11 protein-coding genes and 3 pseudogenes are annotated in these 16,436 nt (G+C 41.7%); 4 read left to right on the forward strand and 10 right to left on the reverse strand.

What is annotated here, in order from left to right:
* Positions 1 to 40 precede the first annotated feature (40 nt).
* From C427_RS20445 to C427_RS20455, 3 genes and pseudogenes are all read right to left on the reverse strand, one after another.
* Positions 41 to 427, reverse strand: coding sequence for a response regulator (locus C427_RS20445; RefSeq protein ID WP_007642608.1), 387 nt, complete (start codon positions 425 to 427; stop codon positions 41 to 43).
* 142 nt (positions 428 to 569) lie between these two features.
* Positions 570 to 1,022 (reverse strand): annotated as a pseudogene (locus tag C427_RS27905) (SulP family inorganic anion transporter); the annotation flags it as partial.
* Between the two features lie 458 nt (positions 1,023 to 1,480).
* Positions 1,481 to 1,729, reverse strand: a pseudogene (locus C427_RS20455) (transposase); the annotation flags it as partial.
* An 842-nt stretch (positions 1,730 to 2,571) separates the two neighbouring features.
* Here C427_RS20455 and C427_RS20460 point away from each other — a divergent pair.
* Entirely contained in the window at positions 2,572 to 4,080 is a 1,509-nt protein-coding gene (locus C427_RS20460; RefSeq protein WP_015431271.1) for a cytochrome-c peroxidase, read from the forward strand.
* A gap of 350 nt (positions 4,081 to 4,430) precedes the next feature.
* Here the strand turns inward: C427_RS20460 and C427_RS20465 are convergent, their stop codons facing one another.
* Entirely contained in the window at positions 4,431 to 5,051 is a 621-nt protein-coding gene (locus C427_RS20465) for an FKBP-type peptidyl-prolyl cis-trans isomerase (RefSeq protein ID WP_034900219.1), read from the reverse strand.
* Between the two features lie 193 nt (positions 5,052 to 5,244).
* Between C427_RS20465 and ppc the strand changes: the two genes are divergently transcribed.
* Together ppc and C427_RS20475 are read left to right on the forward strand one after the other, a co-directional pair.
* Complete coding sequence (gene ppc / locus C427_RS20470; protein ID WP_007642619.1) at positions 5,245 to 7,866, forward strand: phosphoenolpyruvate carboxylase; 2,622 nt, start codon at positions 5,245 to 5,247, stop codon at positions 7,864 to 7,866.
* Between the two features lie 338 nt (positions 7,867 to 8,204).
* On the forward strand, positions 8,205 to 9,149 hold the full coding sequence (locus C427_RS20475) for a glycoside hydrolase family 16 protein (protein ID WP_007642620.1): 945 nt from the start codon (positions 8,205 to 8,207) through the stop codon (positions 9,147 to 9,149).
* A gap of 251 nt (positions 9,150 to 9,400) precedes the next feature.
* On the opposite strand, the gene C427_RS20480 is transcribed toward C427_RS20475, so the two are convergent.
* Both C427_RS20480 and C427_RS20485 read right to left on the reverse strand, forming a co-directional pair.
* Complete coding sequence (locus tag C427_RS20480) at positions 9,401 to 9,679, reverse strand: type 2 periplasmic-binding domain-containing protein (RefSeq protein WP_007642622.1); 279 nt, start codon at positions 9,677 to 9,679, stop codon at positions 9,401 to 9,403.
* A gap of 172 nt (positions 9,680 to 9,851) precedes the next feature.
* Positions 9,852 to 10,331, reverse strand: a complete 480-nt coding sequence (locus C427_RS20485) for a HAMP domain-containing protein (protein ID WP_307532203.1) — start codon at positions 10,329 to 10,331, stop codon at positions 9,852 to 9,854.
* A 539-nt stretch (positions 10,332 to 10,870) separates the two neighbouring features.
* Here C427_RS20485 and C427_RS20495 point away from each other — a divergent pair.
* Positions 10,871 to 11,823 (forward strand): annotated as a pseudogene (locus C427_RS20495) (IS30 family transposase).
* Between the two features lie 293 nt (positions 11,824 to 12,116).
* Here C427_RS20495 and tuf read toward each other — a convergent pair.
* The 4 genes from tuf to rpsL all read right to left on the reverse strand — a co-directional run bounded on the left by tuf (position 12,117) and on the right by rpsL (position 16,405).
* Positions 12,117 to 13,298: an elongation factor Tu gene (gene tuf / locus C427_RS20500; RefSeq protein ID WP_015431273.1), complete on the reverse strand. Its 1,182-nt coding sequence runs from the start codon at positions 13,296 to 13,298 to the stop codon at positions 12,117 to 12,119.
* 67 nt (positions 13,299 to 13,365) lie between these two features.
* On the reverse strand, positions 13,366 to 15,468 hold the full coding sequence (gene fusA / locus C427_RS20505) for an elongation factor G (RefSeq protein WP_007643205.1): 2,103 nt from the start codon (positions 15,466 to 15,468) through the stop codon (positions 13,366 to 13,368).
* A gap of 12 nt (positions 15,469 to 15,480) precedes the next feature.
* A complete protein-coding gene (gene rpsG / locus C427_RS20510; protein WP_034900295.1) occupies positions 15,481 to 15,951 on the reverse strand; it encodes a 30S ribosomal protein S7 in 471 nt (156 codons plus the stop codon).
* 79 nt (positions 15,952 to 16,030) lie between these two features.
* Positions 16,031 to 16,405, reverse strand: a complete 375-nt coding sequence (gene rpsL, locus C427_RS20515; RefSeq protein WP_007643204.1) for a 30S ribosomal protein S12 — start codon at positions 16,403 to 16,405, stop codon at positions 16,031 to 16,033.
* Positions 16,406 to 16,436 lie beyond the last annotated feature (31 nt).

The following is a 16,436-nucleotide window of genomic DNA, read 5'->3' on the forward strand; positions in this document are numbered from 1 at the left end:
CTTAAATTGAAAAATTTTGAATAAATGAGAAATGACTTTATTAGCCATCCGCATCACGGATAAGTCGCTCGACTTTAGTTAGCAGGTCGTGAGTCTGAAAAGGTTTCACAATGAAGTCAGTGGCACCTAGCCGCATAGAATCAACCACCAACTGTTTGGTTGCATTAGCTGTTAACATCAAAAATGGGCATTCTGGTTTGGACTTGCGAAGCGCTGCGAGTACGTGTAAACCACTGACTTCGGGCATTAACCAGTCACAGATCACCAGTGAAATATTGTCCATATTGTTACTTTGTACATAATCTAACGCTTGTTTACTATCAGAAAAGACATGAATTTCACCCAATATGATTTCTTCAAGAATTAGCTGAACCAATTCAAGGGTAATAATATCGTCGTCAATGACCACAATGTTACAGTCGTACATCCATTTCCCCTCGGTTAAATAACTTCAATGTTTTAAAATACCGGCATCGTATTGAGGAATATACTACCCAAAAAAATGCCAATGTAAAATTATTTACGATGACATTGCTCTACTTCATATAAAGTGTTTCACCTTGCATCTACACTAGATCACCCAAGCCATCGAGTACTTTAAACTGACCTAATTGAGCAAGAAATATGACAATGGCTAGACCATTTACAAATCCTAACATAACGGGGTAAGGCACCAGTCTGATAAACTTACTTAACTTAAAGATGCCAAACAGCAGCTGTAACAAACCTGCTAAATAATCGCTGCTAATAAAAACATGCAACCCATGTTGGGCAACAAGTCCGACCATAACCTCAGCCATTGCACCATTAGCACCAGTAGCACCAGAAATCATTCAAGGCCTGCCACCCACTGCAGAAGTAATCAATCCCACCATGAAGGCCACATATAAACCAACCATAGGCTTAACCCCAGCAACGAAAGCAAATGCAACCGCTTATGGTACCAACGCTAAAGCAAAAGTGATCCCAGACAACACGTCATATTTAACTTTATTGTCTTTATTGGTGTTCAGATCAAACATTTAAATTGCTCATAGAGCCTGATGATTAAAAATTAGCCGCTTAGCATATCAGATATACCTAATCCTTTCTTTTAACAGAATGTTAATTATGAGAATAAAAGACACAAAAATGAATGAGGCTGGTCTATTTAAAAGTTAAGTTTGGGTGCCAACCATCACGGGTCAAGTCAGAACTCTCTGGAGCACTGTTCTAGCAGACTTAATGACCCTACAAGGATGTTGGGTTTAGGTGAAAATCATTACAGATGTGTATTTGACTGACTCAAAGATTTCACTTTTCTAGGATGCGTTTACATCGGGTAGTATCGGTGTTCTCACATTATGTCAAAAGCATGCGCTACGCTTATTTTCATCGGGTGCGCTGTCAGCTTTAACAACTAATTTTTGTTTTAAGTAGCTTTGTCACTTACCTTGATTTTATCCCTGCTTCGCAATTAATTAACAAGGGTGTCCTGCTAATTTCTCGGTGTGTCGAGGTCGAACTCACCATCTTCCGTTTTTATCCGTTTAGACGCTCTGCCGTTACGACTATTTTTGACGACTGACTCAGCATGTTTCTCGTAGCCTAAATGCTCTTCCATCTCGGCATTTAATGCAGCCTCAACGGTTATTTTCTTCAGCATTCGACTGAAATCATTTAGGTCTTCTGGGGTTTTAATGCCTTTGGCCGCTTCGTTAGCGAAAGCTTCAAGTTCTTTTCTGTTCATTTGCATCTGCCTATCCTTAACTCTCAACAGAGTAATTTATGATAGGCAGTTACACAAAATTTGTTACAGCCTCCTGTGCCACTTACTTTCGTTTTCTCCCAGCTTCGCTATTAATTAACAAGGGTGTCCTATAAATTCAAAGGCTTTGTCTTTTGACTTCCCCTTAATGTGCAGAATGAATTATGTCCTACCAAACCGCTGGATCTCAGGAGTGCCGCATAAAAGACATCACCACATGCACAAGGTATATGACTGCGAAGCGCCAACCAATTACTAGCACTGCCGTTTATGGCATTTCATCAATTGGTCGTATTGCCTTCCCCTTCACCCAACAAGGTCAGCACGCTTAAGTGTAGATTTCGCAGCTCAATACTCGGCCTATGGTTTAACCTGTCATCGCTTAGCACGACACCTTACAATGCAGGGTCTTGGCGGTGTGCTTACCTTACCAGTAGAAGACTTGCATCCGAGGCGGCTTCCACTCCAATCTTCTACCGATTAATATCGGCGCACTGAGTGTCTCTGTAATTAGATGTAATTAATATAATAGAACATGTCATAACTAATCATAAAATATATAAAAATAGGTATTTATACTAATTTCCTCGTCTTCATTTGAAACGCAGTATCTGGTATCTCTAAGCTATTATAGAAATAGCCACACGACTCCGAAAGTATGTAGATTCGTCTATACTAGAAAAAAGATTAAGCTACATTTTAAAAAGAAGTCGCAAGTGGAGATTCAACACATGAAGGACCCTTTGCTATATTAACTATACCAATAAAAGACTTTTATATGATCACCCGACCCCCTACTTTATCTATTTTTTAGAGCCACCGTTATGAGTTTGTTGGCTGTCTTTATACTTGGCTGTGGACAAAGTAATGATGCAAAAGCGCCAGTAATCGAAGAGCCTGTTGCGGTAGTGCCACCATCGGAGGCAAGTAAAGTCAGAACCGCAATTGAAGGTCTAGAATTGGTTGGGGACCCTTCTGTAGGTCGAACACTTCCAGATATAAGCGAATCCAAAGCGCAATTGGGGATGAAGTTATTCTTCACTAAGGGCTTAGGTGGGGACTTTGATTCCGCCTGCGTAACATGTCACCATCCAGTGTTAGGAGGCGGTGATGACTTATCATTGCCTATTGGGGTAGATGCCGACACCCCTGATCTACTTGGTCCTGGCCGATTTCACAGTGCAAGTGGTGATCATTTTGACGGTGGCCCTACGGTTCCAAGAAACGCCCCAACTACTTTCAACTTAGCAATGTGGGACAAGGTTTTGTTTCATGACGGCCGCGTTGAAAGCTTAGGCGGAACAGCCGAACGCTCAGGCGATGACGGTTTAGGTATAAGAACCCCTGATAGCCCGTTTGGTCAAACTGATCCGAGTGCCAGCTCAACATTGGCTAGTGCTCAAGCGAGATTCCCTGTTACATCTCCGGAAGAAATGAAGAGCTTTGGCAATTTTACGGAACTAAACAACACCGGGGTTAGAAAAAATTTAGAACAACGCATTGGCAATTATGGCACTCCACTAGGGGGCTTATTGCCAATTAATAGATGGCTAGTCGAATTTCAAAAAGGGTTTAGTGATTCAGAAGGCTCTGCAGAAGAACTCATTACCTTCTCAAACATTACCGAAGCCATAGCTGATTACGAAAACTCTCAAGTGTTTGTCGAAACGCCTTGGAAAGCATTTGTTGAGGGTGATGATGACGCACTGACACCCGAAGCCAAACGCGGTGCTCAGCTATTCTTTAATTCGGTTGATAACGGCGGGGCTAATTGTGCCTCTTGTCACTCTGGCGACTTTTTTACGGACGAAAAATTTCATGTAATTGCTATGCCACAAATTGGCAGAGGCAAGGGTAACGGTCCCTTAGGAAGTGATGATTTTGGTCGCTTTAGAGAGACAGGCTTAGGCATTGATAAATATGCCTTTAGAACACCTTCCCTGCTTAATACTGCGGCTACCGGACCTTGGAGTCACGCAGGGGCGTATACGTCTTTAATTGACGTGATTAAACATCACCTAAATCCAGAACGAGCATTAGATAACTACGACTTTTCACAAATATCTCCCAATATCCAAACTGTTAATATGCTGCAAAACACCCAACATGCTCTGGATCAATTGGCAGCTAACAGAACCGCTGAAATCTTTAGTCTGCAAGATGTGCTGTTAACGGACACACAAATTAATGATTTAGCAGAATTTTTGCAGGCATTAACCGACCCCTGTGTTGAAAATAGAGAATGCCTCAGTAAATGGATACCTGATGCAAGTGATGCTAACCCAGATGAACTGAGGATTAATGCCATAGATGAGAACGGCAAATTTTTATGAGCAAAACCTAGCTATCATTGCTCTCAATTAGCCGTATAAAACACCAATAATGAACATCATTACTGGTGTTTGGCTTATCATCTAGGATCTGTGGGGGGCACCCATAAATCAGCCGTTTTCAGAACCGTTGGAATTTGAAGGATGTATGGACGGATATATTCATCCATTAAGGTCTGCTTACGGCACAGGCTAATGGAATGGTAGCTAGTGGCACATAATTAGCCATAAATGTATTTACACCCAAGTGTTCATCTGTTCACTCCGCAAAACAAAATAACTTTTGATTAATACATGTTTTGCAGACATAAAAAAGGCCGGCATTGCCGACCTTGGAATATTATTATTACTAACTAAGCAATTATATCGAGTAATTCGACATCAAATATTAGTGTGCTGTGGGGGCCAATAGCACCGCCTGCGCCTTGTTCACCGTAAGCAAGCTCAGCTGGAACGTGAAGTTTCAACTTAGTACCCGCTTTCATAAACTGAAGTGCTTCAGTCCAGCCTTTGATCACGCCATTAACTGGGAATTCAGCTGGCTGACCACGGTCGTAAGAACTATCAAATACGCTGCCATCTAACAAAGTACCGTGATAATGAACACGTACAGTTGAATTCAAGTTCGGTACTTCTCCCTCGCCTTGACTGACTAATTCATATTGAAGGCCACTTTCTGTCACTGTAATTTCTGCACGTTTAGCATTTTCTGCTAAATATTCTTCGCCTTGAGTAATCACTTCTGCAAATTCAGCGGACTTAGCGGCTTGCATAATCTCATGAATTTCATTGAAAGCAGCACGTAAAGTATCATTGTCAACTTGAGCTGGCTGATTATTAAATGCATCGGCAAGTCCTTCTTGCACTGCTGCAATGTCTAAACCCTCGAAAGGATTAGCGCGCAATTGCTCGCCCATTTGTAGACCAATACCGTAACTTGCTTGTGTTTCTATGCTGGAAAATTTATCTGACACTTTGGCTCCTAACTTGCCAATCTCGTCTTTTAGTAAAAGAGATGTTGGCATTATTGCTTTAAAAGCGTGTAAGTATATAGAAAAACAACATCAATAAACACATTTAGGAATGATTAATAGCCCTATTTACTTAGACAAATAGTTTACATCTAAGTATCTTACGTTCAGCAAGTTATCAATTTTGGAGACGTATATGACACAGGCTTTAGATTCCCAGTTAGTAGGAACAGTGCGTAATTTAGGCGCTGTATTAGGCGACACCATACGTGATCAGTTGGGCGAGCAATGGTTAGAGAGAATTGAAGCGGTCAGAAAAGATGGGCGCAAGGCCCATCAAGGTGATGAAGAAAGCGCTAAACGTGTTAAGCAATTGTTTACTGAATTAAAAAATGATGAATTACTCACGGTAGGTCGCGCTTTCTCTCAATTTTTAAACTTAGCGAACATTGCAGAACAAGAATTTAACAGCAATAACGACCAAGTTGATCCTATGGACACTTTATTTAGTCATTTGGATCAAGCCGATATAAAGGCCGACACGTTCGAAAAAGCGCTACAGCATTTAAATATTGAACTGGTATTAACAGCGCACCCGACAGAAGTGACTCGCCGGACTTTGATCCATAAGCACAGCGAGCTTGCGAAATGCTTAAGTAAAGTACATGTCTCTGACATCAATGAAGTAGAGCGAGACAAAATTGAAACTCGTATTGCTGAACTTATCAGTCAGGCTTGGCATACCGAAGAAATTCGCACTATCCGCCCTACCCCAGTAGACGAAGCGCGTTGGGGGTTTTCGGTCATTGAAAACTCACTGTGGGAAGCGGTACCCGATTTTATTCGTGAATTGGATAAGCGTTTTGTCGACAAATTTGGCTTGTCGATCCCGTTAGATGTATCACCTGTGAAATTTGGTTCGTGGATGGGCGGCGATAGAGATGGCAACCCCTTCGTCACCTCGAAGGTAACAGAGCAAGTCTTGCTTTTAGCCCGTAAACGCGCTGCTAAATTGTTTGCAAAAGACATTGATATCTTACAAACCGAACTATCTATGAGCGATTGTGACGATGATCTAAGGGCTAAAGTAGGCGATGAACTAGAACCTTATCGTGCCATTCTAAGGCCCCTTTTAGAAAAATTAGTCAAAACACAAACAGGCATAGTTGAGAAGCTCAAAGGTATTCCTGTCGATATGACCGATTGGGTAGATAACAAAGAACAGTTGCTTGTTCCTTTGATGACTTGTTACCACTCATTACAGGCCTGTGGCATGTCTGTTATCGCCCAAGGGCACCTACAAAACACTATACGTCGGATCCACTGTTTTGGTGTGCATCTACTTAAGTTGGACGTACGTCAAGATTCAGAAAGACATGCAGATGTATTTTCTGAACTGACCCGTTACTTAGGTTTAGGTGATTACGGCCAGTGGAGTGAAGACGACAAACAAGCATTTTTACTTAAAGAACTGGGTTCAAAACGCCCATTGTTTCCGCCAGCATGGCAACCCAGTGAAGATGTTCAAGAAGTATTAGACACCTGTAAAGTGATTGCACAAAACGGCAAAGACGGCTTTGGTATTTATATCATTTCTATGGCTAGCTTGCCCTCAGACGTACTAAGTGTGAACTTATTGCTTAAAGAACTTGGTGTGACTTGGCCAATGCCAGTGGCACCTCTGTTTGAAACATTAGACGACCTAAATGCAGCTGCAAGTGTTACCAAAAAACTGTTTTCTATTGATTGGTATCGCGGTTATATCCAAGCTCATCAATATGTGATGATTGGGTATTCAGACTCGGCTAAAGATGCTGGTGCGATGGCAGCTGGTTGGGCGCAGTATGAATCTCAAGAAGCCTTGGTTGCACTCGCCGAAGAAAATGACATTGAATTAACCTTGTTCCATGGGCGAGGCGGCACCATTGGTCGTGGCGGTTTACCAGCTCACGCAGCGATACTGTCACAGCCTCCAGGTTCGTTAACTGGCGGGTTCAGAGTCACCGAACAAGGCGAAACCATTAGATATAAATTTGGGATGCCTATCCTAGCGCAGCGCAGTTTGGCACTTTATGCTAGCGCAATATTAGAAGCGCTGATTTTACCGCCACCGGCACCTAAACAAGCATGGCGCGAAGCCATGATAAAAATGGCAGCAGACGGGCGCGACAACTATCGCCAAATTGTCAGACATGACGAAAATTTTGTACCTTACTTTCGTGTGGCCACACCAGAACAAGAACTAGGAAAATTACCACTAGGCAGCCGCCCTGCCAAACGCAAACCTACAGGAGGCATTGAAAGTCTCCGTGCTATCCCGTGGATATTTGCATGGGCTCAAACCCGTATGGTATTACCTTCTTGGTTAGGGGTAATGAAATCAGTGCAAAGTTCTTTAGATGCTGGCAAAGAAGACACCATTCAAGATATGTTAGCTAACTGGCCGTTTTTCTATTCTCGTCTTTCGATGTTAGATATGGTTTTCGCTAAAGCCGACCCAAAAATCAGCCAAGAATACGATAAGAGTTTAGTGCCTAAAGAACTCAGACATTTCGGTGATGCATTGCGCACCGAGCTGCAACAAAGCATAGACTTATTACTTAAATTGCTTGATCAAAAAACGGTAATGGAAAGCGATCCAAAAGGTTCGGTTTCAATGAATATCCGAGCCAGTTATTTACAACCATTGCACTACTTACAGATCGAACTCCTTAAGAGAATAAGGCAACTAGATGATAAAGAGCATGATGCTACTTTAGAGCGCGCTATGATGGTTACAATAGCAGGTATCGCCGTGGGGATGAGAAACACCGGTTAAATATATTCTGACATTATAATACTCGCCAAGGATGGCAAGATTGAATCCATTTGAAGTGCTAATATCGTAGCCGATATTAGCACTTCAAATTATATTCACCAACGCAGCCTTGCGGCTAAAAAAGGCACATGACTTGTGCCTGATCACATCCAGTCGTTTAAATTATTTGACCTTGCTAAATGACCGGCAATCATCCGTGAAAAACTCAAGTCTTGGCTTTCTATTATCCGAGCGATTGGAAATAAATGTTATTTTTATAATATTAAAACAATATTCTTAATTGCTTGCCTTATTTAGGCTGGCTCTAAAAACACTCAAATGACAGAATGAGGCCGAATGTGAAATCCATTGAACAAAGTACCTGTGCATGTATCATTTTGATGATTTTAAGCGGAGGTGTCCGAGGCACTCCCGAAGCAGAACAACGCAGCCTAAATGATTTACCTACAGCTTATGCAGGCTATAAGGGTATTTATAAAGATTTCACTCTGGTTTTAGACGAGCGGTTTGATGTCTTTGATAAACAGACTTGGGAAATAGGCGATGGGGCTGTAGGCAGTGAGGCAGCTTGTCGATTTCAGCCTCAAGGAGTCCAAGTTAAGGATGGGTTACTCAATTTAATTATTCGTCAAGAGCCAATAGCCTCTGGGTGGTCTAATGATCATCAGATGGACAAATCAGCTTATCAATTCTCTTGTGGGGAATTAAGAACGGCTGAGCATAAAAAAATAAGATACGGCCGCTACGAAACCCGCATGAAAGCTCCAGATAGAGCGGGCGCATCAGGTTATATATCATCATTGTTCACTTACACAAATGAGGGGATACCTCGTGAATGGGAAGAAATAGATGTGGAGTTAGAAGGTGGAAGACCAGACAAATTTCAAGCAAATTTAATTTATGGAAAAAATACATGGCAATGGTGGGCAACAAGAGAATGGGGAGCTTGGGAACACAAAATTAATATTGCTCCTGCTGATGAATGGCGAGTTTACGCCATCGAATGGATGCCAACTGAGATCAACTGGTATGTCGATGGTGTATTAACAAAGTCTCTTAAACAAGACGATTTAGATTGTGTTCCTAGCTGCATAGCTCCACAAATCTACCCAACACCGATACCCGATAGCCTGAGTCAATTGATGATCAACTTTTGGATACCTGAAGATGAAATCCAAAATGATTTTGGTGGTAATAAAAAACGTAATATTTACCCTATGTATACACAATATGATTGGATCCGTTTTTATCAGTTAGACGCAGAACCCCTTACACAGTGGTAGAAATCATACTGTTGACATTAAAAGGATAGAGCAACATCTGACCGCTAAAACTGACAAATTCAGGACAGACATGTTTAACATTAAGGGCCTTTTAACTTATAATCACAGAAGGTTACTCTTCCTTCTGTGATATTTCCCAATGCCGACTTATTTCTCTTAACTCACTATTATCCGTTAAGGTTACAATAGCTTTGTTAATCTTGTTCAAAATTACAATATCTGAAGACTTTTTACTCAGCATGATAAAAATATTAGCGCTGTATATCTCCACAGATATGTTGCTCAAACTCATCATCCATCTGATATTTTTTTATAAAGGATTGCATCGTGTTAGGGTCAACAAGAAAGCCATCTAGATAACCTTCCATCAATAAAGTCACGTTTTTTTCAAGATCAATCACTTCATTTATATTCGCCTGAAAACCAGCAGACTTGAGTAATTCTTGGTAAGTTTGGCCATAATAATATCCACTTTCGACACCAACCATGTATTGACTACCAACTAAGTCTGACAAAGTTTTCAAATGCATATTATTGGCATTGCCCTTTTTAACAAATAATTTACTGTTTCTTGGCGGTAATGCTTTGAAAAGTAGGCAAACTCTTCCCGCTCTGTTGACCACGTTGCAGCCATGGCTAAATCCATTTTACCTGTTATTAGAAAGTGTAGTCTTGGTTAATGATGCGATCACATCTGCCACATCATGAATTTTTTGCTAACTGGCTAATATCATTTTGTGTCCCTCGGATAACATGGGCAATAGTCTCGCTACTTTTACTGATTTCATTAGAGACTGTGGCAGCGTCACTGGCATTTTTAGCCGCCACCAAAACATTCGAACTAACCTGATCTAAGGTGCGAGATATTTGTGTGGTGTTGTCAGTACTTTCTATTACGTTAATCTGCGTATCCTCAGCGTCTTTACGTAAAGTTTCGGCTACAGATCTGAGTTTATTACTACTCTGCGATATGTTGTTAAATAAGTCTTCAAGCTTTTTAATAAAATGATTATACCCATCAGCCACTTCGGCAATTTCTTTTTGTCCATCTGTTGGTAGTCGGTAAAACAAATCTGCATTTCCTTGTCCAAGATTACTGAATGCTTCTGCTAATTGATTAATTGGTTTGATAACTGTGCCAGCTACATACCATGCCGCAATGCAGGCAAGAGCAGCTATCAGAGAAGACTACTGTAGGATCTGCCAGATTGCACTATTCAAACATTTAAAATTTCATCATAAGGAATGTTTGCTACAACAAACCAATCCATACTCGGGATATGGCTAGAGGCCAAAAACACTGTTTGTCCTTCGAAATCCATTTCAATAAAATTAAAGTTAATTTATTCAACAACATAGAGACATCATTTGTGTTGTATACCGCTGACAGAGATCTGCCAATCTTCTTGTTTTCTTTGTGTATTTGTATTGTGCCCTTTGTATCAACTAGATATACAAAACCTGTCTCTTCGAGTTTGAATGTATTAAGTCGTTTAACCACGGTATCGAAAGATTTAGCCGTACCTGATAACCCTCTTCCATTAGGTTGCTGATAATCACAAACAGATCAGTTTTCCCATTGTTAGGATCACGATAAACGCTGACTACTTGGATTCAAATAATAAGTGCATAACTTGAACGGGTAGAAAAGACGGTCGGCTGAATATATGCTAATCGCTTTTTCTCCGGCAAGAGATGCAACATTGAAAACATATAAATAACTGACCTATGAACAACGATGCCAAATTTATGCTTTAAGTAAAACAGGAATGAGCCAAAATAAAATATCCAACAACTAAAGGTTAGTCAATCAAACATTAGCAGGGAGTTTTCCCGTAATACAGGCAAACGAGGCTATCGTTTTAAGCAAGCTCAAACATCGACAGACACACGCCGATTAGTCGCTTGTAAAGCCATTAAATTGACAACAGCACTCATTGCATTAATTGAGTCAAAACTTACTACGAAATGGAGTCCAGAGCAGGTGTCTGGGTGGCTTAGGGAGGACCAGAGCATCGACATTAGTTATGAAACTATTTATCAGCACATTTGGTCTGACAAAAAAAATGGTGGTTATTTATTCCAACATTTACGTAGGAAAGGTAAAGCTTATCAATCACGTAGTAAGGATAAACAAGCTGGCAGAGGGTTTATTAAGAACCGTATAAGTATCGATGAGCGTCCACACGTTGTTGATGATAAAAGTAGAATGGGTGATTGGGAAATTGACCTCGTTATTGGCAAAGGTCACAGTGGCGCACTGGTCACGATTGTAGAGCGCAAAACGAGTTTTACCGTTTCGAGACGTGTAGATGACAAGTCAGCAAAAACAGTCACAGCAGCCACCATCGCCTCGTTAGCGCCGTTTAAAAGCGCTGTACTCACGATTACAGCGGATAATGGTAAAGAGTTTGCGTACCATGAACAGATGACTGAAAGATTGAAATGTGATGTGTATCTTGCAGACCCTTATTGTTCGTGGCAACGAGGCTTGAATGAAAATACCAATGGTCTATTACGACAATATTGGCCGAAATCAACAGACTTTAAAAAGGTATCGCAATCAGCCGTTCAAGATGTAATAGTCAATCTCAATAACAGACCAAGAAAGAAACTAAATTATAAAAAGCCAGCCAAATTGATGGCTGAACACATGGTGGCTATAGCTGCTTAGAGGTTATGCACTTCAAACTTGAATCTGCCCAATATAATATTGCTTACTATGAAGCATAACAAGGTCTGTAAATAGAATTAAAATTTAAGTCATCAAGAAATTCAAGCCATGGAGGCTTTATTGCGGAACACTTTCTCATCAAAGAAAATATGCTTTTCCTGCGCTCACGGCACCCGGAGGACTCTATGGTTCAAATATTTATTTATATTTTTACTCGTTTCTAGCAACTGCTTTACTGCAGGCAATAAAAAAGGCCACCGAGGTGACCTTTCATGTATAAGTAAACGGGTTACTTATATAATTTTAGACACTACGCCAGCACCTACAGTACGGCCACCTTCACGGATTGCGAAGCGTAAACCTTCGTCCATCGCGATTGGATGAATCAAATCAACTACGAATTTCAAGTTGTCACCAGGCATTACCATTTCTACGCCTTCAGGAAGCTCTACAGCGCCTGTTACGTCAGTTGTACGGAAGTAAAACTGTGGACGATATCCTTTGAAGAATGGAGTATGACGACCACCTTCATCTTTGCTTAGTACGTATACTTCAGCTTCGAATTTAGTGTGTGGGTTGATTGAACCAGGCTTAGCCAATACTTGACCACGCTCTACGTCTTCTCGCTTAGTACCACGTAATAGGGCACCAACGTTCTCACCAGCACGACCTTCGTCAAGTAATTTACGGAACATTTCTACGCCCGTACAAACACTCTTAGTCGTATCTCTGATACCAACGATTTCTACTTCATCACCTGTCTTAACAATACCGCGCTCAACACGACCTGTCACTACCGTTCCACGCCCTGAAATTGAGAAAACATCTTCAATAGGAAGTAGGAAAGGCTTATCGATATCACGCTCTGGAAGTGGGATATAGGTGTCTAGGGCTTCAGCTAGCTCAAGGATTTTTGCTTCCCAAACTGGGTCGCCTTCGAGGGCTTTAAGGGCTGAACCTTGGATAACTGGTAAATCGTCACCTGGGAATTCGTATTCACTTAGAAGTTCACGTACTTCCATTTCTACCAATTCTAGTAATTCTTCATCGTCAACCATGTCACACTTGTTCATGAATACAACCATGAAAGGTACGCCAACCTGACGGCCTAACAAGATGTGCTCACGTGTTTGTGGCATAGGACCATCTGTTGCAGCTACCACCAAAATAGCACCATCCATTTGAGCAGCACCCGTTATCATGTTTTTAACATAATCGGCGTGACCAGGACAATCTACGTGGGCATAGTGGCGTGCAGGTGTGTCATATTCAACATGAGACGTTGATATAGTAATACCACGCTCGCGCTCTTCAGGAGCATTATCTATCATGTCGAATGCAGATGCGTTGCCACCGTAAGTTTTTGCTAATACAGTCGTTATTGCGGCTGTTAATGTTGTTTTACCATGGTCAACGTGACCGATAGTACCGACGTTTACATGCGGTTTAGTACGTTCAAACTTTGCTTTTGCCATTTTACTGGTTTCCTAAGTTAAAAATCCGACCTCAATGTTGAGTTCCGGATCAGACCTTCATTAAAATTTAAGTTCGCGCATTAGTAATGGCTTTTGTGACATTACTGGGCGCTTCTGAGTATTTAAAAAATTCCATTGAATATGATGCTCGCCCTTGAGTTGCACTGCGCAAGTCAGTAGCGTAGCCAAACATTTCTGATAACGGTACTTTGGCATGAATTATTTTAATACCTGCCACACCATCTTCCATGCCTTCAATCATACCCCTGCGCCTGTTTAGGTCGCCGACTACGTCACCCATCCAGTCTTCTGGGGTGGTAACTTCAACTTTCATTGTTGGTTCAAGTAATACAGGGTTTGCTTCAGCAGCCCCTTTCCTGAATCCCATCGAGCCTGCGATTTTAAACGCCATTTCTGAAGAGTCAACATCATGATACGAACCATCAAACAAGGTAACTTTTACATCAAGTACCGGGTATCCAGCTACTACACCATTTTGCATCTGTTCTTCGATACCTTTATCAACTGAAGGGATGAATTCTTTTGGAACTGTTCCCCCTACAATCTTATTGATAAATTCGTATCCAGCGCCCTCTTCATTAGGTTCGATAGTTAACCAAACGTGACCAAACTGGCCTCTGCCGCCTGATTGACGAACAAACTTTCCTTCAACATCAACTTTACTGCGGATAGTTTCGCGATAAGCAACTTGAGGTTTACCTACATTACACTCAACGTTGAACTCACGTTTCATTCGGTCAACAATAATATCAAGATGTAATTCACCCATTCCCGATATAATAGTTTGACCAGACTCTTCGTCAGTATGTACCTTAAAAGAAGGGTCTTCTGCAGCTAGTTTACCTAGAGCAACACCCATTTTTTCTTGGTCTGGTTGAGAGCGAGGTTCTACCGCTATTGAAATGACCGGTTCCGGAAATTCCATACGCTCTAGGGTTATAATGTGGTTAGGATCACACAATGTGTCGCCCGTAGTTACATCTTTAAGTCCTATTGCGGCAGCAATATCACCAGCACGTACTTGTTTAAGCTCTTCTCTATCCTTGGCATGCATTTGAACAATACGTCCAAATCGCTCGCGCTTAGCTTTCACTGGGTTGTAAAAAGCGTCGCCGGTATTAACTACACCAGAATAACAGCGGAAGAACGTTAACGTACCAACAAAGGGGTCAGTGGCAATTTTAAAAGCCAATGCAGCAAAGGGAGCAGCATCATCTGCTGGACGCTCTGCTTCTGTTTCATCTTTATCGTTTAGTACACCTTTTATCGCAGGTACGTCTATGGGTGCCGGTAAATACTCAACAACTGCATCGAGAACAGCCTGTACACCTTTATTTTTAAATGCGGAGCCACACGTAGCGAGTACTATTTCATTCGCTAATGTACGTTTACGTAAACCAAACTTAATTTCGTCTTCGGTAAGGTCAATGCCTTCCAAATATTTATCCATTAATTCATCGGTAGCTTCGGCAGCAGCTTCAATTAGGTCAGTGCGCAATTCTTGTGCTCTGTCCATCAAGTCAGCAGGGATATCTTCATAAGTGAAGGTCATGCCTAGATCAGAATCATTCCAATTAATGGCTTTCATCTTGATAAGGTCAATTACACCTTTAAACGTTTCTTCAGCACCGATATTTAAATGAATAGGCACACAAATGGTACCTAAACGAGTTTCTATTTGTTTAACAACGCGTTCAAAATCTGCTCCAGTTCGGTCCATCTTGTTGATAAATACAATGCGTGGAACGCGGTATTTATCAGCTTGACGCCACACTGTTTCAGATTGAGGCTCTACACCTGACGAACCACAAAACACAACGACTGCACCATCAAGCACACGCAAAGAACGCTCTACTTCAATAGTGAAGTCAACGTGCCCTGGGGTGTCGATGATATTAATTCGATGTTGGTCGAATTGTTTGTCCATACCCGACCAAAAACAGGTCGTCGCTGCCGAAGTAATGGTGATGCCGCGCTCTTGCTCTTGTTCCATCCAATCCATAGTAGCTGCGCCATCATGAACTTCACCGATCTTGTGTGACAAGCCAGTATAGAAAAGAACTCGCTCAGTGGTCGTGGTTTTACCCGCGTCCACATGGGCGACAATACCAATATTACGATAACGCTCAAGAGGCGTATTACGAGCCATAACTTTCTCTTATTACCAGCGGTAGTGAGCGAAAGCTTTGTTTGCTTCAGCCATGCGGTGAACGTCTTCACGTTTCTTAACCGCAGAACCTTTATTTTCAGCAGCATCGAGCATTTCAGCTGCAAGGCGTTGAGCCATTGATTTTTCACCACGTTTACGGGCAGCATCAACTAACCAACGCATACCTAGGGCATTTCGACGAACAGGACGAACTTCTACTGGAACCTGATAAGTAGAACCACCAACACGACGAGACTTAACCTCGACCGTAGGGCGAATGTTGTCGAGTGCGACTTCAAATATCTCTAAGTGCGTTTTGTCAGCTTTAGCAGCAACAATTTCTAGTGCACCGTAAACGATCTTTTCAGCAGTCGATTTTTTGCCGTCTAACATGACGACATTCATAAATTTAGCAAGTAACTCTGATCCGAACTTAGGATCTGGTAGGATTTTACGTTGACCTACGACTCTTCTTCTTGGCATTTCAAATTCTCCGTAGAATTTTCAGGGTATTCCCAAAACTCAATTATTACTTTAGTTTGGCCTTACTAACGGAGAACCGTTAAGACTTAGGCCTTTTTGTACCGTATTTAGAACGGCCAGCTCTTCGATCACTTACGCCTGCACAATCTAATGTACCGCGAACTGTGTGATAACGAACACCTGGTAAATCTTTAACACGGCCACCACGAATAAGAACAACACTGTGCTCCTGTAAGTTGTGACCTTCACCGCCGATGTATGAAGACACTTCAAAACCGTTGGTCAAACGAACACGACATACTTTACGTAATGCAGAGTTCGGCTTTTTTGGTGTGGTGGTATATACACGTGTACATACTCCACGGCGTTGTGGACAGGCTTGCAAAGCCGCGACGTTGCTCTTCGTCGCAGGTTGTTTGCGTGGCTTGCGCACTAACTGGTTAACTGTTGCCATTAACTAGCTCCTGATTAAGTTACGACTGATT

This window comes from Paraglaciecola psychrophila 170, assembly GCF_000347635.1.
Classification (GTDB): Bacteria; Pseudomonadota; Gammaproteobacteria; order Enterobacterales; family Alteromonadaceae; genus Paraglaciecola; species Paraglaciecola psychrophila.